21 protein-coding genes are annotated in these 19,415 nt (G+C 52.8%); 9 read left to right on the top strand and 12 right to left on the bottom strand.

What is annotated here, in order from left to right:
• The coding region (locus tag NOU37_05525) for a hypothetical protein (GenBank protein ID MCQ4574689.1) at window positions 1–217 on the top strand (217 nt) is incomplete at its 5' end.
• A 159-nt stretch (window positions 218–376) separates the two neighbouring features.
• Here NOU37_05525 and NOU37_05530 read toward each other — a convergent pair.
• The 11 genes from NOU37_05530 to NOU37_05580 all read right to left on the bottom strand — a co-directional run bounded on the left by NOU37_05530 (window position 377) and on the right by NOU37_05580 (window position 10,530).
• Window positions 377–721 (bottom strand): divalent-cation tolerance protein CutA, encoded by a 345-nt coding sequence (locus tag NOU37_05530; GenBank protein ID MCQ4574690.1) that lies wholly within the window; start codon window positions 719–721, stop codon window positions 377–379.
• Window positions 721–1,905, bottom strand: coding sequence for a cation:proton antiporter (locus NOU37_05535; GenBank protein ID MCQ4574691.1), 1,185 nt, complete (start codon window positions 1,903–1,905; stop codon window positions 721–723). Before NOU37_05535 ends, NOU37_05530 begins: the two co-directional genes overlap by 1 nt.
• Before the next feature lie 3 nt (window positions 1,906–1,908).
• Window positions 1,909–2,460 (bottom strand): potassium transporter TrkA, encoded by a 552-nt coding sequence (locus NOU37_05540; GenBank protein MCQ4574692.1) that lies wholly within the window; start codon window positions 2,458–2,460, stop codon window positions 1,909–1,911.
• Between the two features lie 11 nt (window positions 2,461–2,471).
• Window positions 2,472–3,401 carry a 16S rRNA (adenine(1518)-N(6)/adenine(1519)-N(6))-dimethyltransferase RsmA gene (gene rsmA, locus NOU37_05545; GenBank protein MCQ4574693.1) on the bottom strand — a complete coding sequence of 310 codons (930 nt, stop codon included), beginning with the start codon at window positions 3,399–3,401 and terminating at the stop codon, window positions 2,472–2,474.
• 35 nt (window positions 3,402–3,436) lie between these two features.
• Window positions 3,437–4,477, bottom strand: a complete 1,041-nt coding sequence (gene pdxA / locus NOU37_05550) for a 4-hydroxythreonine-4-phosphate dehydrogenase PdxA (GenBank protein ID MCQ4574694.1) — start codon at window positions 4,475–4,477, stop codon at window positions 3,437–3,439.
• A gap of 1 nt (window position 4,478) precedes the next feature.
• Window positions 4,479–5,138, bottom strand: coding sequence for a riboflavin synthase (locus NOU37_05555; protein ID MCQ4574695.1), 660 nt, complete (start codon window positions 5,136–5,138; stop codon window positions 4,479–4,481).
• An 87-nt stretch (window positions 5,139–5,225) separates the two neighbouring features.
• A complete protein-coding gene (locus tag NOU37_05560; protein ID MCQ4574696.1) occupies window positions 5,226–6,008 on the bottom strand; it encodes an SDR family oxidoreductase in 783 nt (260 codons plus the stop codon).
• A gap of 101 nt (window positions 6,009–6,109) precedes the next feature.
• The gene (locus NOU37_05565) at window positions 6,110–6,904 is read right to left on the bottom strand and encodes an SDR family oxidoreductase (protein ID MCQ4574697.1); all 795 of its coding nucleotides are present in this window, start codon (window positions 6,902–6,904) and stop codon (window positions 6,110–6,112) included.
• A gap of 54 nt (window positions 6,905–6,958) precedes the next feature.
• The gene (locus NOU37_05570) at window positions 6,959–7,612 is read right to left on the bottom strand and encodes a phosphatidylserine decarboxylase family protein (GenBank protein ID MCQ4574698.1); all 654 of its coding nucleotides are present in this window, start codon (window positions 7,610–7,612) and stop codon (window positions 6,959–6,961) included.
• On the bottom strand, window positions 7,612–7,959 hold the full coding sequence (locus NOU37_05575; GenBank protein MCQ4574699.1) for a hypothetical protein: 348 nt from the start codon (window positions 7,957–7,959) through the stop codon (window positions 7,612–7,614). Before NOU37_05575 ends, NOU37_05570 begins: the two co-directional genes overlap by 1 nt.
• Window positions 7,960–8,217: 258 nt before the next feature.
• The gene (locus tag NOU37_05580) at window positions 8,218–10,530 is read right to left on the bottom strand and encodes a tetratricopeptide repeat protein (GenBank protein ID MCQ4574700.1); all 2,313 of its coding nucleotides are present in this window, start codon (window positions 10,528–10,530) and stop codon (window positions 8,218–8,220) included.
• 406 nt (window positions 10,531–10,936) lie between these two features.
• Here NOU37_05580 and NOU37_05585 point away from each other — a divergent pair, with 406 nt between their 5' ends.
• Window positions 10,937–12,034, top strand: coding sequence for a fructose-1,6-bisphosphatase (locus NOU37_05585; GenBank protein MCQ4574701.1), 1,098 nt, complete (start codon window positions 10,937–10,939; stop codon window positions 12,032–12,034).
• A gap of 85 nt (window positions 12,035–12,119) precedes the next feature.
• Here the strand turns inward: NOU37_05585 and lpxD are convergent, their stop codons facing one another.
• A complete protein-coding gene (gene lpxD, locus NOU37_05590; GenBank protein ID MCQ4574702.1) occupies window positions 12,120–13,145 on the bottom strand; it encodes a UDP-3-O-(3-hydroxymyristoyl)glucosamine N-acyltransferase in 1,026 nt (341 codons plus the stop codon).
• 188 nt (window positions 13,146–13,333) lie between these two features.
• Between lpxD and NOU37_05595 the strand changes: the two genes are divergently transcribed.
• The 7 genes from NOU37_05595 to fabF all read left to right on the top strand — a co-directional run bounded on the left by NOU37_05595 (window position 13,334) and on the right by fabF (window position 19,413).
• The gene (locus NOU37_05595; protein ID MCQ4574703.1) at window positions 13,334–13,852 is read left to right on the top strand and encodes a DUF2284 domain-containing protein; all 519 of its coding nucleotides are present in this window, start codon (window positions 13,334–13,336) and stop codon (window positions 13,850–13,852) included.
• 424 nt (window positions 13,853–14,276) lie between these two features.
• Window positions 14,277–15,314: a phosphate acyltransferase PlsX gene (plsX, locus tag NOU37_05600; protein MCQ4574704.1), complete on the top strand. Its 1,038-nt coding sequence runs from the start codon at window positions 14,277–14,279 to the stop codon at window positions 15,312–15,314.
• A gap of 52 nt (window positions 15,315–15,366) precedes the next feature.
• Complete coding sequence (locus tag NOU37_05605) at window positions 15,367–16,368, top strand: ketoacyl-ACP synthase III (protein MCQ4574705.1); 1,002 nt, start codon at window positions 15,367–15,369, stop codon at window positions 16,366–16,368.
• Between the two features lie 2 nt (window positions 16,369–16,370).
• Window positions 16,371–17,306, top strand: a complete 936-nt coding sequence (gene fabD / locus NOU37_05610; GenBank protein MCQ4574706.1) for an ACP S-malonyltransferase — start codon at window positions 16,371–16,373, stop codon at window positions 17,304–17,306.
• Window positions 17,307–17,448: 142 nt separating this feature from the next.
• On the top strand, window positions 17,449–17,799 hold the full coding sequence (locus NOU37_05615) for a hypothetical protein (GenBank protein ID MCQ4574707.1): 351 nt from the start codon (window positions 17,449–17,451) through the stop codon (window positions 17,797–17,799).
• A gap of 129 nt (window positions 17,800–17,928) precedes the next feature.
• On the top strand, window positions 17,929–18,165 hold the full coding sequence (locus tag NOU37_05620; GenBank protein MCQ4574708.1) for an acyl carrier protein: 237 nt from the start codon (window positions 17,929–17,931) through the stop codon (window positions 18,163–18,165).
• Complete coding sequence (gene fabF, locus NOU37_05625) at window positions 18,166–19,413, top strand: beta-ketoacyl-ACP synthase II (protein MCQ4574709.1); 1,248 nt, start codon at window positions 18,166–18,168, stop codon at window positions 19,411–19,413.
• Window positions 19,414–19,415: the final 2 nt, after the last annotated feature.

Below are 19,415 nucleotides of genomic sequence, written 5' to 3' on the forward strand. Positions count from 1 at the left end.
GCAATATGAAGATACCTATGTACTTTCAAACACGTTGCTTCCGTATCTAAATGATGGCCAAGAGCTTCCAATCTGGATAAGAATGTGTCTACTGAAGGAGGATGAGAAACCAAGAAAGATTTATATTGACTTAAATTGCGATAATGCAGAAGGCGGAACGGAAACAATAGTTATTATTCCAAAACAATTATGTGATGACATTTCCAGGAATAGTTAATCATGGGCCAGTTTAACCTTTAACCTTTGGGTATGCATCCCACACCTTCACTTTTCCTTTACAAAATATGGTATGAAAAAAAAGCTTACGCTACCGTTTTGACCTTGAATTGAATTATATAAGACTTACTGCGCTTCTTTTCAGAAGTCAAACGGAAGGTCAGTGGTCGGTGTTTTGTTCTGTCACCGCCCGGGTCTCGGCGTCTACCCAGTTCAGATAGTCTTCTGAGCCGCGGAGTATGGGGAGGAACAGTATCTCCGGGACGGTGTAGGAGTGGAGTTCTTTCACCCTCTTTATTATATCGTCAGAAAGACCGGTCTTTGTCTTTGCCATAATCAGGACCTCGTTCTCGTCGTTCACCTTTCCCTCCCAGTGGAATATGGACTGGACGGGTGAAATAAGATTGGAACAGGCAAAGAGCCTTTCTTCCACCAGTGTCCGGCCTATTTTTTGTGCCTCCTCCTGTGTGGATGCCGTTATCAGCACCACAGAATATTCTGACATTAGTTGGCCTCCTTGTGTTGCCCTTCTATTTTTTTACCCGCGATGGCGTTGGCCATTTTACCGGAGAATCTCATCACGATTGACCCGAGGATGGCCAGTATAAGTACGTATAGTAAGGTCAATGCCTGTATGTGATGGCTGAAGCTGCCTGCATATGTGGTGGCCACGGCGGCAATTACTATGGAAAATTCCCCCCGTGGCAGCAGGCTGAGACCTAACCGTATTTGAGCCCTGGTGTTCAGCTCGTAGGCGCGGCCCGCGAAAACTCCCGTAAGCAGCTTGAAGGGAATGGATATCCCCACCAGCAACAGCGCCCACCAGAAGACCTCACCAAAGGCGGTGAAGTCGGTAATGATACCAAATGAGACAAAGAATATGGCCACCGTTATGTATTGGAGGGGCGCGATGAGTTCCAGGGCCCGTGCCTTCTGGCGCGTCTCTGCTATCACCATTCCGGCAAAGAACGCGCCTATGGCCTCGGTAAGGCCCAGCATCTTGCCCGCCGACGCCGTAAGGATTATGATTGAGAACATAAGAAGAGCAAACAGCTCTGTAGACTCGACGTCTAACAACTTTTCGACGTATTTCCTCAGATACTTGCCGATAAACATGAGACCGCCGCAAAACACCAGAGCCTTCAATATCGCAATGGTAACCGGGGTCATCTCAAACCTGCCCACCGATATGACGCCCGAGAGCACCGCCAGGTATATGGCTATGAAAATGTCCTCAAATACGAGTATGCCCAGCAGGCACTCCGTCTCAGGATAGACGGACCTCTTAAGCTCCACGATGCCCTTGCATATTATTGCTGAACTGCTGATATATACAATACCGGAAAGGAGGAGTGAAGACGTTATGTCCCAGCCGAGGGCCTGGCCCACTATAAACCCGACGGGCAGATTAAATGCCAGGTCGTAGAATCCCGCGGTCACGAGTTTGTGGCCGTTTTTTAAGAGTCCCCCGAAGGAGAACTCCAACCCTATTAAGAAAAGAAGCAGGAGTATCCCTATCTGCGACAGGAAATCCGTTACGATCGATTTCTGGACAAAATTGCCCAGAAAAAGACCTGTCAATATGTAAATGGGGATGAGCGAGAGACGCAGTTTTCTTGCGAGAAGGCCGCTTAAGAAGAGGATGAAACATATAATCCCTATCTCAGTAGTTAAGGTATGTACTTCCATTGATTAATCCTTGGGCTCTTCCGCAGGTTTCTCAGGCGGCGTTTCCGGGGATTTCCCGCCTGTCTTTTTCACTGAAAATTCAACCATATTGACAAAGGTCTTTATCTGCTCGCTGGTGCCGACCACTATTAAGGTGTCATCCCTGCGTATTCTATGCTTGGCTATCGGGTTGGGGATCACCTTGCCTTTCCTTAAGATGGAGATTACGGAGACGCCCGTCTCCCTTCTTATGGCCAATTCCCCGATGGTCTTGTCTTCCAGCATTGACCCGGGCTCTACCTTTACCCACTCCATTGCCATCTCTTTCATCAACAGTTCGACGGCCTTCTCCTTTACCGGATGGAAGTATGTTCCGGCCAGGATGGAGCCTATCGTGCGGGCCTCTTCCTCCGTAAAGGTCGTCTCGGAGACCGGTATTTCCTTGTCTCCGGTAAAGCGATAGACCTCTCTCTCTCCGTTCAACCGGACTACGACTACTACAGTCTCCCCCGACTCAGCCTCTATCGTAAACTTCTTGCCTATCGCCGGGAGGTCAGTTTCTTTTACTTCTACCATCTCTCTCCCCCCTAATGAATTAAACTGCTTATTTCTCTGCTCAGAGCTACAAATTCGTCCAAATCCAGTGCCTCACCCCTTAGGCGCGGCTCTATACCGAGTTTCTTGAAAACACCCGGCAGTACCTCCCTGTCAATGGAAGGCAAGTCAAGCATAAGAAGGCTGTTAAGAAGTGTCTTTCGTCTCGACTGAAATACCGTCCTTACTATTGTGCTCAAAAGTTTATAGTCCGGCGCTGTCCTGTGGGCCTTCTCCTTGTCCACGTTGAGCGTCACGACGGCAGACTCAACCTGGGGCGCCGGCCAGAAGACCCCGGCGGGAAGGGTCCTGACTACGTGAATCTCTGAAAATAACTGCGCTATCACGGAAAGCACCCCGTATTCCTTTGTCCCCGGCTCTGCCACCAGCCTGGCCACTATCTCTTTCTGCAGGGTAAGTACCATCAGTGTCACGGGAAGCCCACCCTCCAGGAGGGCGATTATCGCCGGGGTGCTTATACAATACGGGAGGTTCGAGACTACCTTCAGTACAGACCCGCTCTCACCCTCAAGCCATTCCTGAAGACGCCCCTCTATAACGGGGTCTATGACCGCCTTGGATCTGAGAACGTCCATATTGACGATGTGTACGTTCTCGCATGAGTCCAGTGCCGCCCGTGAAAGGTCGCACAACCGCCGGTCTATCTCCACGCTCAATACCTTACGGGCCCTGTCTCCGAGGTGTTTTGTCAGAGAGCCGGCACCGGTCCCTATTTCCAGCACTATATCACGGTCGCAGATACCGGCCGTTTCCACGATAGACCGCAGGACATTTTGGTCCAACAGGAAACTCTGGCCTAGCCTCTTCCCGGGGAAAATCCCCCTCCCTCGAAGCGCGGCTTTTAGACTGGAAACCGTATCGGGTACGGCGCTCATCATGTCGTGGGTACGGACCATAGACATAGGCAACAAACCCTTCTTGCAAGCATGGCAGTTCTTTAGAGAGGTGTGGTCAATGCAGCATTCACTCCCCGGTTTAAGGCCGCCGGGACCGTGGCAAGCCTGTTCGCCAGTTTTATGGCCTCAAGCATAGAGCCGGGGTTGGCGGTGCCCCTTCCGGCAATGTCAAAGGCCGTGCCGTGGGTGGGTGAGGTGCGCACTATAGGAAGACCAAGGGTAAGGTTCACGCCACTGTCTAACGTGGTAAGGAGTTTTATCGGTATAGCACCCTGGTCGTGATACATGCAGACGACGGCATCAAATTCACCCTCGACGGCCCTGCGGAAGATTACGTCCGAGGCAAACGGGCCGTTGCACCCAACCCCCTCCTTCCGGGCAAGCTCCACGGCAGGCAGTATTATCCCGCCCTCCTCGGGTCCCATCAACCCGCCCTCACCCGCGTGGGGGTTAAGGGCGCAGACGCCAATCCTCTGTTCCGGCCTGGGTATGGCAAAAAACCTCTCCAGGCCGTCCGCCGTAATCATAATGGTAGAAAAGACGTTCGCTGTGTTCACCCTGTCGACGACCTCTCTCAGCGGTACGTGAATGGTCACGAAAGACACCCTCAGATTCCCGCCCACCATCATCATTACAACCTCGTCGGAGCCGGTGCGCTCTTTGAGCATCTCGGTGTGTCCCGGGTACGGATACCCGGCCATGCGCATGGCCTCCTTACTTATGGGAGCGGTTACGAGCGCATCTATCTCCCCGGAGAGCGCCATTTCTATACCCCTGAGGACGCATTTCACGGACACACTTCCCGCCGCCGTGTTAGGCGGTATTTCATACATTCTTTTCACGTCAAAAGGGTCTTCCGTGCCCAGAACCCGGACGCTTAGATTATCGCTCTCCATGTCACCCGGTGAAATCCCGATGACCCCGGCCGTCTCTTCAAACACATCTATTGAACCTATCAGGACGGCGTCAACCGTTTCGGGGCCTTTCGCCAGCGCTGCCAGCGCCTTGAGCGCCACCTCCGGCCCCACGCCGCACGGGTCACCCATTGTGATGCCAATCGTTTGTCTGTTTTTCTCGGCCATACTATTCAAACCCCCTGGCCTTGAGTGTTTCTATGGTAAGGCCCTCGCCCTGGGCTTCACCCTGCGGGGCCCCCCAGGGGGACTGGAGTTTCTTTATCCACTTACCCAGCATGTCTGCCTCTATGTTCACGCGGTCGCCGGCCTTCTTGAGGCCAAGCGTGGTGTTTTCGAGGGTAAAGGGGATTATGGCGATTGAAAACTTTTGAGGGGTCAGGTCCACTACGGTCAGGCTTATGCCATCTACCGCCACCGAACCCTTCTCTATCATATATTGAGTCAGTTCGGTGCCCGCGGAGAACCAGATGGTACACTCACCGGGCCGGGACTCTATCTTCTCCACGGTGCCGGTGCCGTCCACATGGCCCTGCACGAAATGTCCACCGAGCCGGTCGCCCACCGCCAGGGCCGTCTCAAGGTTGACCCTGTCTCCGGGCCTCAAACCGCCCAGCGTAGAACGTTTCAGGGTCTCGTGCGAGACGTCAAAACCTGCCACTCCCCCCGCAATGTCCACCACCGTAAGACAGACGCCGTCAACCGACAGGCTGTCACCGTTTCCCAGCTCCCCGGCCAACCCGCTCAGCTCTATCCGTAATCTCCCTCCCTGGCCGACGCGCGCAAGTTCCTTCACAACCCCCATATTCTCTATAATGCCTGTAAACACGGGAAAACCCCTCACTTCTTCGTAAAGCCCCCTCCAGGCATGGCGTGGTAGTGCCCTACCCGCTACAAATACGAAAAAACCTCTCTATCATTTTGCAGTGAAGCCGCCGTCGACGGGCAAGACGGCCCCGGTCACCCAGCTTGCCTCGTCAGACGCAAAATACAGGCACGCACCGGCAATGTCCTCCGGCCGTCCTATCCTGCCCAGAGGATGTTCCTGCAATAACTTCTTGAGTTCGGCATCGTAGTCACCAAGCCTCCCAATCGTGTCCTTGGCCATAGGCGTGTCAACTATCCCGGGGCAGATGCAGTTTACCCTTATATTTTTCTCCGCGAGGTCAAGTGCCATGCTCCTGGTCAGGTTCACCACGGCGCCCTTGGACGCGCAATAAGCGACGGCTTTAGGATAGCCGATAAGACCGAATACCGAGGCTATATTTATGATGTTCCCCCCTCCGGCCTTCTCGATCTCCGGCACGGCAGACCTGCTCACCAGGAAGACGCCCTTTACGTTAATATCCATTACGACGTCCCATCCGTCCTCTTCGGTCTCTACCGTCCCCCCCTGCTTGTAGTTCACACCGATGTTATTGACCAGTATGTCCAGACGGCCAAACGCCTCCACGGTCTGACTTACCATCCTTTCCGCGTCTTCGGCAACCGAGACGTCGCCCTCGACCATTATGGTCTCCCCGCCAACCGACTCTATCGCAGAAACGGTTTCCTTTAGCGGGCCTTTGTGCCTGCCCGTCACGGCCACCTTCGCCCCCTCCCTGGCAAAGAGGAGGGCGGTCGCCCTGCCTATGCCCGTGGCCCTGCCGATACCCGCACCACCGCCGGTAATCAGCGCTACCTTATCCTTTAATCTCATAGTCCCTCACCAAAAAATACTTGCGTAAATGTCACTGCCCGGATTCTATCAAATTTACCGCGTTTCCATAACCCCATAAACCACAAGAATCCCTTTGCTTTTTACTTTGCCGTATAGCCGCCGTCGACCGGCAGAACCGCTCCCGTTACCCAACTTGCGCCGTCAGACGCGAGATACAGACACGCATAGGCAATGTCATCGGGCCGGCCGATCCTGGCAATGGGGTAATCTTCCAATATCTTCTTCACCACAGTCTCGTAATCACCATGTCTCTCTATCCATTCCCTGGCCATCGGCGTATCAACTACTCCGGGACAGACACAGTTTACCCTGATGTTCTTCTCTGCCAGTTCAAGCGCCATGCTCCTGGTCAGATTTGTCACGGCCCCCTTGGACGCGCAATAGGCAAGGGCCTTGGGATAGCCGATAAGACCGAATATAGAGGCTATGTTTATGATGCTCCCTCCCCCCGCCTTCTCCATTTCCGGTACGGCATACCTGCTTACCAGATAGTCGCCCTTTGCATTGATATTCATTACAACGTCCCACCCGTCTTCATCCGTCTCAACCGTGCCTCCGGGTTTGTAATTTACACCGGCATTATTGACCAGGATATCTATCCTGTCGAACGCCTTTACGGTCTGGTTTACCATCTCTGCCGCATCTTCCGCCGCCGAGACGTCTCCCTCCACCATTATGGCCTTTCCGCCACTGGATTCAATCGCGGACACGGTCTCTTTCAACGGTTCCTTGCGCCTGCCCGTAACGGCCACTTTCGCCCCTTCTTTCGCGAAAATGAGGGCAGCGGCCCTGCCGATACCCGTGCCGCCGCCGGTAATCAGCGCCACCTTATCCTTTAATCTCAGGGTTGCCTCCTGTATAGGGCGACTAAGCAAACGCCTTTACTTAAGCCCTTCTGCTAAACGCAACTGCCTTAAAATAGAAAAACTTCAAATCAGCTCTGCCAGTACGGTCAGACCCGCCACCACCTTCTGGCCCTCTTTGACCCTCACCCGGACTTTCGTGCCTTTGGGGATGAAAAGCTCAAGCCTCGAACCGAACTTCACCATGCCAAACCGCTGTCCCTGCTCCAGGCGGTCTCCAACGGTTACGGGACAGACGATTCGCCTGGCCACCAGCCCGGCTATCTGTTTTACCAGAAATCTGTTGCCGCCGTCCGCCAGCAGGCCAATCATGCTGTTCTCGTTCCTGGAAGAGGCCTCTTTCGTGCGGGCGTCGAAGAACCTGCCTTTCTGATAGTCAATAAACTCCACCAGGCCGCTACAGGGTATGCGGTTCACGTGCACGTCGAAAATCGACATAAAGATACTGACCTTGACGGCCTCGGTCTTTAAATATTTGCCCTCATCTACGGTAGTTACCTCGACAATCCTGCCGTCGGCTGGAGCCAGGAATCTGGACTCGTTCTTTATAATACCTCTCTCGGGGTCCCTGAAGAAGAACAGGACAAACCCCAGTGCCAGAAGAAGCACAAGGCCCGCCCAGTAAATCCCCGCTAAAAGAGAGAGCACCGCTCCCGCCAGTAGTACTGTGGTGAATAAGGTTAATTCTCTTGGCGCGTAGTTGGTGATGGGCATTCGCATTATAAAATCTTCGCGACGTTCCGGGTCTCTTGGGTCTCAGGGAGATTGGGCGGTTCTTCTCCCTCAAAGTAATAACTGCACCTGTGTCTGAGGAATTTGAGGTCTCGGGGCTCTATGGGGAATGAAACGCATTGCTTGTAACGGCATTCATATATCGTGCAGTTGTTTTCCCCGCCCAGGTATGGACAACTAAACATTATACTGCAGCAATCTCCACACCTGTTACACTCGCCCCTGCGAAGCGCAAGCTGCTCGCGTACATAGTCCTCCCGGAAGCGCATAAGGTAGAAGCGGCGGAGCTTGCCTATACCCTCCTCCAGTTTTTGTATAATATAATCTATGGCCATTCAGGGTTTATCCCGCAAAAGTCCGTGTTATTGGTCATGACAACACCGCCCCGGCACTTCGGAATAGACCCGGCCGGGATTACACAGGGGCGCGCCCCCGGCGGCGTCGTACCGGAGACTTAGACCGTGCTCTACCCATAAGTTAAGTCTATACAAAGGCCTTAAGTCGGATAATAACAGTCATGATTGGGGCTGTCAAGAAGGTAACGGGGGGAACGGCGCGGGCTGGCCTCTTCAACTACCACAAACCTTTCGCTATCAACGCCTGCTCAGGCGGGCCTTTAATTGCTCATATATCCTGAACTCTTTTCTTGCTTCCATGGTCATGCCCTTTTTGTGGTAGGCCATGGCAAGGCCGCCGTGCGAGGTTGGGTCGTTGGGCCTTATCCTTATGGCCTCTCTAAACTCCTCTACGGCCGCGTCGAACATATTCTTTTTATTGTATGCCAGGGCCAGGTTGCGGTGGGCCTCCGGGTGATTCGGATTGTTTCTTATTGCCTCCTTAAACCCGTCAATGGCCTCGTCAGTCATTCCTTTCTTCGCATAGCAGAGGGCCAGGTTATAGTACGCGGCGGAGTAGCCGGGCTTAAGTTTCAACACCTCCTCGTATTCTTTAACGGCATCCTCTATCATGTCTTTCTTGTAATAGGTAAGCCCCAGATTAAAGTGGCTTCTGACGTCGTCCGGGTTTATCCGTATGACCTCTTTAAAGGCTTCAACGGCCGCTTCCAGCCTTCCCGTCTTGTAGTAGTTTACGGCCAGGCTGTACTGGGCCTTGGCGTCATCGGGGTTTATCCTTACAAGTTCAACGTATTCGGCAATCGCCTCCTGCACCTTGCCGCTCTCGCTATAGGCGGAGGCGAGAATGTAATGGACCTCTGCGTCTTCAGGGTTAATCGCCGCAACTTCCCTGAACTCCCGTATTGCTTCTTCCAGCAGGCCCTGCTTGTTGTATATAAACGCCAGGTTTCTGTGTGCGTCCAGATGACTGGGGGCAAGCCTTATGGCCTCTCTATATTCCAGGATAGCGTCCTCCATCTCCTCTCTCTTCTCATGGATAAGCCCCAGATGGTAGTGGGCCTCGACGTTTCCGGGATTTATGCCTATGGTCTTTCCAAAGGCTTCAATGGCTGCGTCCATCATGTCTTGCTCGTAATACATCAGGCCTAACCGGTTGTGGACTTGAGGGTTACCCGGGTTAATCTTCAACACCTCTTCGTATTGTGTTATGGCCTCCTCCACCATATCTTTCTTTTCATAGGCGTCACCCAGGCAAATCCTGGCGTTGACGTGGTTGGGGTCAAACGCTGCGGCGTTTTCAAGGACGTCGATGGATTTGTCCAACCGGTCTCTCGTGTAGTAGAAAACGCCCATGCTAAAGAGCCCCTCTGCATCCTTTTCTCTGATTAACAGATCCTCGAGTTTTTGATAGCCCTCTTCACCGGGCGTGTAATCGTCTATGAAGTCGTCTTCCAGGTAGGCATCATATATACTGAGTTCCTTTTCCTTCCTGGTGACTAACTCGTTCCCGACCATTTCGGTCAGGGCATCATTCCAATTGGCCTTGCTCTCCGGGTCCCCCTCAAAAGTCGCCTGGAACAATTTCTTGACCACGCTCTCCTTATAAGTGTGGATGAAACAACTGCGAAGCATCTTCAGTAAACCGACGACAGTCTTGCCCCCGCTACTGGCGTTTTTATAGCGGACCTTCATCTCCGGCAGGTCCACAGCAACAGAGCCCGGCGTACGATTGTAGGCGGTTGGCGACCAGTCCCTGTCCAAACTGCTCGCCAGGGCCTCCTCCTCCTCGGGCGTCAGGTCGCGAAGCTCGATACGCGTCCGGTCGTCGAATTGCATCAGGAAGGAGGGCTCGGTCTTCTCTACCAGCTCAAGTGGGTCTCCGCCACGGCAGGTCGCCAATACCGCAAGGGCGCCGGCGTTTTTTTTCAACTGCTCTATCAGCATTGCAATGTCGACCTTCTTAACGTACTTATCCAGGTCGTCGAGGAATAAGAAGACCTTTTTCTTTCGCAGATAGCTTATTGCTTTCAGCTTGTTCTGGGGGATTGTATGGTGTTTTGGGGCCAGAACCACGTAGCCATTCATGCCCTTAACCGCTTCATATACAGTACGTGTCTTGCCTGAACCGGTCTTACCGACCACCAGCACCCTCGGTTCAACCCCGTCCAGGAGACTAACCAGGTACTCGTCACTCTCCCTCGGTATGTGGTGCTCTCCGTTTTTATATTTCTCGATACCCAGGTCCTCCGGCGTCAACTTGTCGACCGGGATGCGCAGGGCGTCTTTTCTAAGCCTGCCGCGTTTGCCCGCGGCCCGCGCGACAAACGCCGCTATTATACCCCCGATGACCAGGACGGCGGCTATCACCAGCAGGTAGTACGGATTACTGAATATCTCATTGAGAAGCGAACTAACATCCGGGAGCTTATCAGGTATCGGGATCCGGTCCAGGACGCTGCTCGTGGGGCCGGACGGACGCCCCGCAGGCGCTTCCGTCAATGCCTCCAGGACGTTCAGTTGTTTAAGTAGTAATGAAATCAAGGTAACCAAAGCACCTTCCTTGTATGACGATTAGTTGCTTTCGAGATGTATCAAGTCAAACATCATGTCATCAGACGCCGCGATGACCACGCATCCAATCTAATAATCCGGGAGGCTCATTGCGGCTTCATGTCGTCGCGCCTCGGCCATGCCAGAAATTCTTATGTAGCCAGTCTTGTAGTTAGTCTCCACGACCTGCCTCCCTACCATCGTGGCTAAACTTAGCGTCTTGGGATACAAGAGTCAATAAAAAACAGTGCAGGAAATAAATTATTTGATTTTAAGGGGCAGGGAAGTAGAATGTCATGTGCCCAAAAACCATCTACAACATTTCAATTAAACAGCTTCTGTCTATAGAAGAAACTTCAAAGCGGCTTCTTTTAGAGGGGCAGAGAAGGGAAGGGATAGAGAAACCATGAAAATAACCTTAAGCGTAATTAAGGCCGATATAGGCAGCATCGGCGGCCACATTAAACCCAGTCAGGCTGTTTTGAAGGCGGTCAGGGACCACATAGCAACTGAGGGAAAGAAAAAGATAATCGACATGTTCATCAGTCATACCGGTGATGACGTGGCCATTTTAATGACGCACACCGGTGGAACGGGGAATGAGGGGATTCACAAAATGGCCTGGGACGCCTTCGTGGCCGGCACAAATGTGGCGAAGGCGCAGGGGCTGTACGGCGCCGGTCAGGACCTGCTTAAGGACGCCTTCTCCGGCAACGTAAAGGGCATGGGCCCGGCGGTTGCGGAGATGGAGTTTGAAGAGAGACCGAACGAACCCTTCCTGTTCTTTGCGGCGGATAAGACTGAACCCGGGGCGTATAACCTCCCCCTGTTCTTAGGTTTTTCAGACCCCATGTATTGCCCGGGGCTTATGCTCAGCCCTTCGATGGCCGACGGTTTCAAGTTTGTAATAATGGACGTGAACTACACCGAGGGTGACCGCATAATAGAGCTGAACACGCCGGAAGATTATTATGACATCACCACACTTCTAAGAGATAACTCAAGATTCGTTATCGAGTCGATCTGGTCGAGACATACCGGTGACCAGGCGGCTTCCGTGAGCACATCGAGGCTGAGAAACATCGCAGGTAAGTATACGGGCAAGGACGACCCCGTTCATCTTGTGCGCGTGCAGTCTCAGTTCCCTGCGACCGGTGAACTGCTTTCACCGTATGCCATCGGCCATTACGTGGCAGGGACGATGAGAGGGAGCCATAACGGCCCCATGATGCCCTGTAAACAGAACTGCACTATCTCCTTCTTTGACGGGCCAGCCGTGGTTACCTGCGCCGCCTTCTGTGTGCATAACGGGAAGCTTACGGAGCCGGCCGACGCCTTTGACCATCCGTTCTGGGACTGGTCGAGAGAACAGGTCTCGCAGAAGGCGCTGGAAATAAGACGTCAGGGCTTCTCCGGGCCTGCCATGCTGCCGTACGACGACCTCGAATACGGCGGCATCGTTGAAAAGATGAAGAAGCTTGACGGGCAGTTTACGGTAAGATAGGAGAAATAAAACACGGGTTCCGGTACAGTACGTTCTACAATACTATAAGGCCAATCTCAAAGGGTGTTAGGGAACAAATAATTCTCTAACGCCCTTTTCCTTTTAATATCTTCTTTGACAGTTCCTTGAGTGTGTCTCTCATCTCTGGCAGTTTCCTGAGCAGGGCCTGAAGACGTTTTTCTTCCATAATGGGCTTGGCCGGTGAGCCCCACACAACGGAGCCGGGCGGGATGCTTTTATAGACGTTCGCCCCGCCGCCGACGGTTGAGCCGTCGCCTATCACCGCGTGGTCCGTTACGCCCACGTCCTCTGCAAGCATCACGTTCTTGCCGATAACCGCCCCGCCGGCAATCTTCGCATACGCAATGAGCATGGAGTCTTCGCCGATAATCACGTTGTGGGCAATGTGGGAGTGGTTGTCTATTTTAACGCCACGGGCTATTACGGTCTTGTCCATAGTGGCACGGTCGATGGTCACGTTACAACCTATATCAACGTCATCCCCTATCTCCACAGTGCCGACCTGGGGTATTTTCACGTGGCGCCCGTCCTCCCGAAGGTACCCAAAGCCGTCGCCGCCTATGATGGTCCCCGAGTGGACGGTCACGCGCCTGCCTATCGTAACGGATTCTCTTATCGAAACCTGCGGGTATATAACCGTGTTATCGCCTACCCTGGCGTTTCGTCCCACGTATACCAGGGGATATATGGTTACACGCTCGCCAATCACCACCCCCTCTTCAACGACACTATAGGCACCGATAGACGTATCCTTACCCACCACCGCCTTTTCAGAGACAGACGCCTGCGGGTGGACGCCCGCGGGTTGCGCGGTGTTCTCTTTGGCTATTACCTGTAGAAACTTTGTGAAGGCCAGGAACGGATTATCCGTGACTATCAGCGGCTTGCCCAGCTCAGGCAGGTTCCTGTGCGCGACCAGAGCGACGGCCTTAGAGGTCAGTGCCTTACCCACCAAATCTTCCCCCTTGACAAGGCTTATGTCTCCCGGTCCCGCCCCCTCCAGGCTTCCGGCCCCAGTGATAGTGACGTTACCGTCTCCTACCAGCGTGCCGCCCGTGATGGAATGTATCTGGCTTAGGCTATATTCCACAAGCTGGATCCTTTTTATAATAACGCGTCGCCAAAAGGCTTATGGCAAATACTATCACACGCCTCCCCAGGTGGTCAAACCCAATTTTGTATTGACAGGATTGGTTGACTGTTGTTAAGTGTTGCGAGGTTTATTTTTTTGTTATGACACGTCTTACGCCAGAATAAATAGAGGGAGGCCTGCTTCCTGTGGAGACAAAGACGCGTGGGATAAACTTCCTGTGCGAGGAGGCGGTACGTCTTGGCGCCACGGAGGCAAAGATGATACCGGTTTCCAGCATAGTGGTAGAACCGTGGGTCCAGATGAAGTGTCGCTTTGGCTGTTCTCACTACAATAAGTCAAAAACATGTCCCCCCTTTGCACCCAGTTATACAGAGACCCGGAATATTCTTGAGTGTTACAGCCACGCCGTACTGATAGAGGGCCAGCCCCCCGGGAAGGAATTCAAGGAGATGCTCCTGAAACTGGAGCTTGAGGCCAGTGTCGCGGGCTTTTACAAGGCATTTGCCATGAGCGCCGGCCCGTGTCCGCTGTGTCCCGAGTGCCCTGAAGATGAGCCCTGTCTGCTGCCCTATCATGCAAGACCCTCGATGGAGGCCTGTGGAATAGATGTCTTCCAAACGGTGAGAGACAATGGACTTGAGGTACGTTTCCTCGAAAAAAAGGGCACTTACGTAAAATATTTCGGTCTTATCCTTCTAGAATAGCTGGACGTTCATATTTTGCTTGACAACGGGAACATACAAGAATAAAATTTAACAAATTTGAAGGTGCCGGGGTTTTGCGTAAGTATATAGCTGACACTATTATATGAGAGCCAAGGGAAGAATCTTTGACTTCTAAGGGGCCATGCGCTCTTCCTCGCCCTGCCTTAATCTTTCATCAATACCAGGGATTTTATGCCTAATCCGAAAAGAAGACATAGCGGATCCAGGAGGGGTAAAAGACGCTCTCACGATAGTCTTCTTACCCCGAATATTCCGAGTTCACAGAGGTTGCAGCGTACTTCCGGAACCCTGTCAAAACGTTTTATATGTCCTCAATGCAAGCAGGTAAAGACGTCTCACGCAATCTGCCACAACTGCGGATACTACAACGGCAGGCAGGTCGTCGCCGTGGAAAGGGTGTAGCATGCGCATAGCAGTAGATGCAATGGGCGGTGACAAGGCACCCAAAGAAATAGTCAAGGGGGCGGTTCAGGCGGCAAAAAAGTTCAAGGGGGATGAAATAATACTTGTCGGCAATGAGGCCGAGTTGAAGAAGCTCATCAAAACTTACCCCCCCCACTTTCTGACCAAACTGGATAACGTATCCATCAGGCACGCTTCTCAAGTAGTGGGTATGGAAGAGCCGGGTGTGGCCGCTCTCAGGAAGAAGGCCGATTCGTCCATTACCCGCTGTGTTGAGCTGGTGGCAAAGGGAGAGGCTGACGCAATTGTCAGCGCAGGCAACACCGGCGCCGCAGTAGCCGCCAGCAGCATGCGCTTACGAATGCTTAAGGGGGTGAAGAGACCCTGCCTGGCCGCCACTATCCCGACGCGTTATGACGGCTGCCTCATAGCAGACATAGGGGCCAACCTCAAGTGTAAGCCCTTACATCTCTCACAATATGCGGTAATGACCTCGGTTTTCAGTAAATACGTCCTCGGGATTAAAGAGCCGCGGGTTGGTTTGCTTAATATTGGCACTGAGCGTAGCAAGGGAAACGACCTGGCCAAAGAGACCTATGACATGCTGCGCCGGACGAACCTGAATTTCATAGGCAACTCGGAAGGCCTGGACATCCTGGAGGGGAAATTTGACATAGTCGTCTGTGACGGATTCATGGGTAACGTGCTCATAAAGTTTGCTGAAGGATTTGCCGAGAGCCTTATGCATGTGCTGAGGTCCGAGGCGGCGCGGGAAGTACGCACAAAGATAGGGCTGAAACTCTTGAAGCCCGCCCTCAAGAAGATGCGGAACAGAATGGACTATTCCGAGTACGGAGGGGTCCCTTTACTTGGAATAGAGGGTATCTGCATCATCTGCCACGGCAGGTCGGATGCCAAGGCGATACATAACGCCATAAGGGAGGCGCTGCAGTTTGGCAATAATCACGTAAACAACCACATCGTCTCCGAGCTGGAGGCATGTGGCATTTATGAGAACGAAAGCACTGTCGTAGAATAAACACTGAGGGGTAAAACGTTAACACAAGGTATTTCTTCTTGTAAGGTATGACATGAAAAGAAACGGCAGATGTCGCGTTAAAATTGCAGGAATGGGTTCTTACCTCCCCCCGAAGAGGCTAACAAATAAGGACCTGGAAAAGATGGTGGATACCAGTGATGAGTGGATAATGAAACGCACCGGCATAAAAGAGCGCCGCATAGTTGAAGACGGGGTGGCCTCCTCAGACCTTGCATCCAGGGCCGCCATGAAGGCCCTGAAAGACGCCAAGGTCTCTCCCAAAGACGTGGAACTCATCATCACTTCTACCATTACACCGGACAACCTCTTCCCGTCAACCTCATGTTACGTACAAAGTCATATCGGCGCAAAGAACGCCGGGGCCTTTGACGTCCTTGCCGCATGCGCGGGGTTTATATACGCCCTTTCTATAGGAGAGAATTACGTCCGTTCAGGGATGGCGAACAACGTGCTGGTTATCGGCGCGGAATGTCTCTCGAAGGTAACGGATTATACGGACAGGACTACCTGTATCTTGTTCGGCGACGGGGCAGGGGCGGTTTTGCTGCAAAGGGCGAGCAGGCGGTTTTCCTCCGAGGTTATATCGACCCATCTTGGCGCAGACGGCAAACACACCGACGTACTAACGCTGCCCGCCGGCGGGTCAAAGATACCCACCAGCTCGAAAAGCATAAAAGAAAGACTCCACTACATAAAGTTCCGTGGAAGGGAAGTGTTTAAGCTCGCGATAAGTAACCTCACCAAGGTTATGAGAAAGACCATCGACTCTTCAGATTATAATGTCGACGACTTCAGCCTGTTTATACTCCACCAGAGCAATTTCCGCATCATCGAAGCCACCATGGAACGGCTGAAAATCCCGCCGGAGAAGATGTTCTTCAATATCGACAAATACGGAAATACGTCCTCCGCATCCATCCCCATTGCCCTGGACGAAGTGAAAAAGTCTGGAAGGCTAAAACGTGGAGACCTCGTCCTCCTGGCCGCGTTTGGCGGCGGGTTGACCTGGAGTTCCTCCATAATTAAATGGTAGGAATGACCAAAAGGGCCTTCCTCTTTCCTGGTCAGGGTGCCCAACACGTTGGCATGGGCAAAGACTTCTTTGAGCAATTCGCAGAGGCAAGAAATATATACCAGCGAGCCAACGACGTTCTCGGCTTTGACCTCGCCCGGATGTGTTTCGAGGGCGAAGAAACCGAGCTCTCAAAAACCTTCATTGCACAACCCGCCATCCTGGTAACAAGCATCGCCATACTGGAGGTGTTGAAATCTATAAAAGGCCCCGAGGTTACGGCATGCCACGCCGCGTGTGGCCACAGTCTGGGTGAATACACTGCACTGGTATTTGCAGGGGCGATTTGTCTGGAAGATGCGGTTGGAATCGTTCACAAGAGAGGTAAGTACATGCAGGAGGCCACGGCCAACGTCCCGGCCGGTATGACGGCCGTACTCGGGCTGGAAGACGAAGACGTAGAGGCCGTCTGCCAGGAGGCCTCGGCGCACGGGATTGTCTGTGTTGCCAACTATAACTGTCCGGGCCAGGTGGTTATATCCGGAGAGAGCAGGGCGTTAGAAGAGGCGGCCTGTATCGCAAAGGGTAAGGGCGCAAAGACCGTGTCTCTCAAGGTTGGTGGCGCGTTTCACTCACCGTTTATGGCTCCGGCGCAGGCAAGGCTGGCATCGGAACTCGAGAAGCTTAACGTAACCGTGGCAAACGTGCCTGTGGTCGCTAACGTAAACGCGGCGTACGTTAGAGAGCCCCGGGAGGTCAAGAGTTTGCTCGTCGCCCAAATCGTGAGCCCCGTGCGCTGGACCCAGTCAATGAGAAACCTTTTCAGTGACGGTGTAGATGAGTTTTACGAGGTAGGCCCCGGTAAGGTGCTGAGCGGACTACTACGCAGAATAGACCAGAATAAAAGGATCATAACTATCGACTCAGTAAATTCTCTGGCTGCGGTCGCGGGTGGGTAATTGTTGTTGTTATCAAGTATCAGGGAGGATTGGAGTCTCCGAAACACTTTCATAAGTTTGCCCTGAGATGTAGAGGTTTAGAAACTAACGTATGGGGGGCGGTTCAGGATTTGAACGGTCAGACTTCGGAACGGAGGACGTTATGAGGAGACAGGCAGTCGCAAGATTAATCTGCCTGACGGCCCTTGCCCTTTTTGTGCAACTATCTTGTGCGGGGTGTGGAGGCGGCGGGCTCTACGTAAAATGTTGGCTGGAAGATACAGCAACCGGCAAGAAGGTCCCTGCCAGATTTGAGATTAGTGACTTAAGTGGAACGGCCAGCGGCACTTGTATAGACCGGAAAGGAGACGGCTGCGTCCTTGGGGTTAATGCAAGGGCTGACTATGAAGTGTCCTGCGAACCCCTGGGGGCCTACAAAATAATAGGTTCAGGACGTCAAAATGCCTTCCCGGGTAGCAGTCTCATATTCTATTGCACTGAATTGCCGCTATGAACCTGTTCCACAATCATTTACAACTTGTCTACATAGATGTTCTTGACATGCCTATTTACATCGATTATAGTATGTCCCTTTAAAGACAGACATTATACCAAAAGGCCTTGTTTCAGGGAGGAACGCGGCGTGCCATCTGTGGCAGAGAGAGTAATTGAATTAGTAAGTAAGCAGATGGGGGTAGATTCCCAGAAAGTCACCCCTAAAACATCTTTTGTAAACGATCTTGGTGCAGATTCCCTGGACACCGTTGAACTCATTATGGAGTTTGAAGACGCCTTCGATATGAACATCCCCGATGAAGAGGCGGAAAAAATTCAAACGGTGGGGGATGCTATTGATTACATCGAAAAGCGAGAAAAATAGATGCCGGGGAAGAGGGTAGTAATAACCGGTCTGGGTACGGTTACCCCCGTAGGTTGTGACACTAAAACATTTTGGTCGAACGTCAGCCAGGGCAAAAGTGGCGTAAAAACCATTACGGGTTTTGACACCACGGACTTTGAGGTCCACTTTGCCGGTGAGATACAGGATTTTGACCCCAATATCTGGCTTGACCGGAAACAAGCCCGCAGATTAGACCCCTTTGTGCGGTACGCCTTCGCTGCCGCCAGGATGGCAGTCGATGACTCCGACCTCGATTTCGCGAAAGAAGATCCAAACAGGATAGGAGTCATCATCGGCTCAGGCATGGGCGGCCTCCAGGAAATTGAAGGCCAGCACACTGTTTTACTCAAACGCGGCCCCTCAAGAATCTCACCATTCATGATCACGAAGCTGATGATAAACGCGGCTCCAGGCTACGTAGCCATACACTACGGTCTCCGCGGCCCAAACCTGGGTGTAGTTAGTGCCTGTGCTACAGGGGCCCACGCCATTGGAGAGGCATTCAGACTGCTGCAGAGGGGAGAAGTGGACGTCGTTATCTCCGGTGGAAGCGAGGCGGTTATAACCCCCCTTGGTGTAGCCGCCTTCAGCACAATGAAGGCCCTTTCAACGCGTAACAGCGACCCGCAGGCCGCTTCAAGACCCTTTGACAGGGACCGTGACGGCTTTGTGCTGGCAGAGGGGTCGGGCGTGTTAATACTCGAAGAACTGGAGCACGCGAGAAAAAGGGGGGCACATATATACGCTGAGGTTCTGGGCTACGGTCTCAGCGCTGACGGTACTCACATGGCAGCGCCGGACCCGAATGGCAGGGGCGCAATCTATGCCATGGAGACTGCGCTGAAGGACGCGCAGCTTACACCCGAAGACGTAATGTACATAAACGCTCACGCCACGTCCACACCGCTGGGGGACGAGATAGAAGCCACCTCCACGGTCAAGGTCTTTAACAACTTTGCAAAAAAGGTCCCCGTAAGCTCCACAAAGTCCATGATGGGCCATCTGCTTGGCGCCGCAGGCTCCGTGGAACTAATTATTTGTACCCTGGCTATCAAAGAGGGCGTTATTCCACCTACAATCAACTGTGAACACCCGGACCCAGAGTGTTCTGAACTGGACCTCGTGACCAAAACAGCCAGGGAGGCAACGGTAGACGTAGCCATGTCCAACTCATTCGGTTTTGGCGGGCACAACGTTACTCTAATAGTCGGAAGATACGATAAATAAAG

It is taken from the genome of Candidatus Bathyanammoxibius amoris (assembly GCA_024451685.1).
In the GTDB taxonomy this organism is placed as follows: Bacteria; Planctomycetota; Brocadiia; order Brocadiales; family Bathyanammoxibiaceae; genus Bathyanammoxibius; species Bathyanammoxibius amoris.

What these genes read in the sequence shown, in the direction of transcription:
- NOU37_05530 (MCQ4574690.1), bottom strand. Translation starts at nt 721, where the DNA reads ATGTCAGAATATTCTGTGGTGCTGATAACGGCATCCACACAGGAGGAG.
- NOU37_05535 (MCQ4574691.1), bottom strand. Translation starts at nt 1,905, where the DNA reads ATGGAAGTACATACCTTAACTACTGAGATAGGGATTATATGTTTCATC.
- NOU37_05540 (MCQ4574692.1), bottom strand. Translation starts at nt 2,460, where the DNA reads ATGGTAGAAGTAAAAGAAACTGACCTCCCGGCGATAGGCAAGAAGTTT.
- rsmA (MCQ4574693.1), bottom strand. Translation starts at nt 3,401, where the DNA reads ATGTCTATGGTCCGTACCCACGACATGATGAGCGCCGTACCCGATACG.
- pdxA (MCQ4574694.1), bottom strand. Translation starts at nt 4,477, where the DNA reads ATGGCCGAGAAAAACAGACAAACGATTGGCATCACAATGGGTGACCCG.
- NOU37_05560 (MCQ4574696.1), bottom strand. Translation starts at nt 6,008, where the DNA reads ATGAGATTAAAGGATAAGGTAGCGCTGATTACCGGCGGTGGTGCGGGT.
- NOU37_05570 (MCQ4574698.1), bottom strand. Translation starts at nt 7,612, where the DNA reads ATGCGAATGCCCATCACCAACTACGCGCCAAGAGAATTAACCTTATTC.
- NOU37_05575 (MCQ4574699.1), bottom strand. Translation starts at nt 7,959, where the DNA reads ATGGCCATAGATTATATTATACAAAAACTGGAGGAGGGTATAGGCAAG.
- NOU37_05585 (MCQ4574701.1), top strand. Translation starts at nt 10,937, where the DNA reads ATGAAAATAACCTTAAGCGTAATTAAGGCCGATATAGGCAGCATCGGC.
- plsX (MCQ4574704.1), top strand. Translation starts at nt 14,277, where the DNA reads ATGCGCATAGCAGTAGATGCAATGGGCGGTGACAAGGCACCCAAAGAA.
- NOU37_05605 (MCQ4574705.1), top strand. Translation starts at nt 15,367, where the DNA reads ATGAAAAGAAACGGCAGATGTCGCGTTAAAATTGCAGGAATGGGTTCT.
- fabD (MCQ4574706.1), top strand. Translation starts at nt 16,371, where the DNA reads ATGACCAAAAGGGCCTTCCTCTTTCCTGGTCAGGGTGCCCAACACGTT.
- NOU37_05615 (MCQ4574707.1), top strand. Translation starts at nt 17,449, where the DNA reads ATGAGGAGACAGGCAGTCGCAAGATTAATCTGCCTGACGGCCCTTGCC.
- fabF (MCQ4574709.1), top strand. Translation starts at nt 18,166, where the DNA reads ATGCCGGGGAAGAGGGTAGTAATAACCGGTCTGGGTACGGTTACCCCC.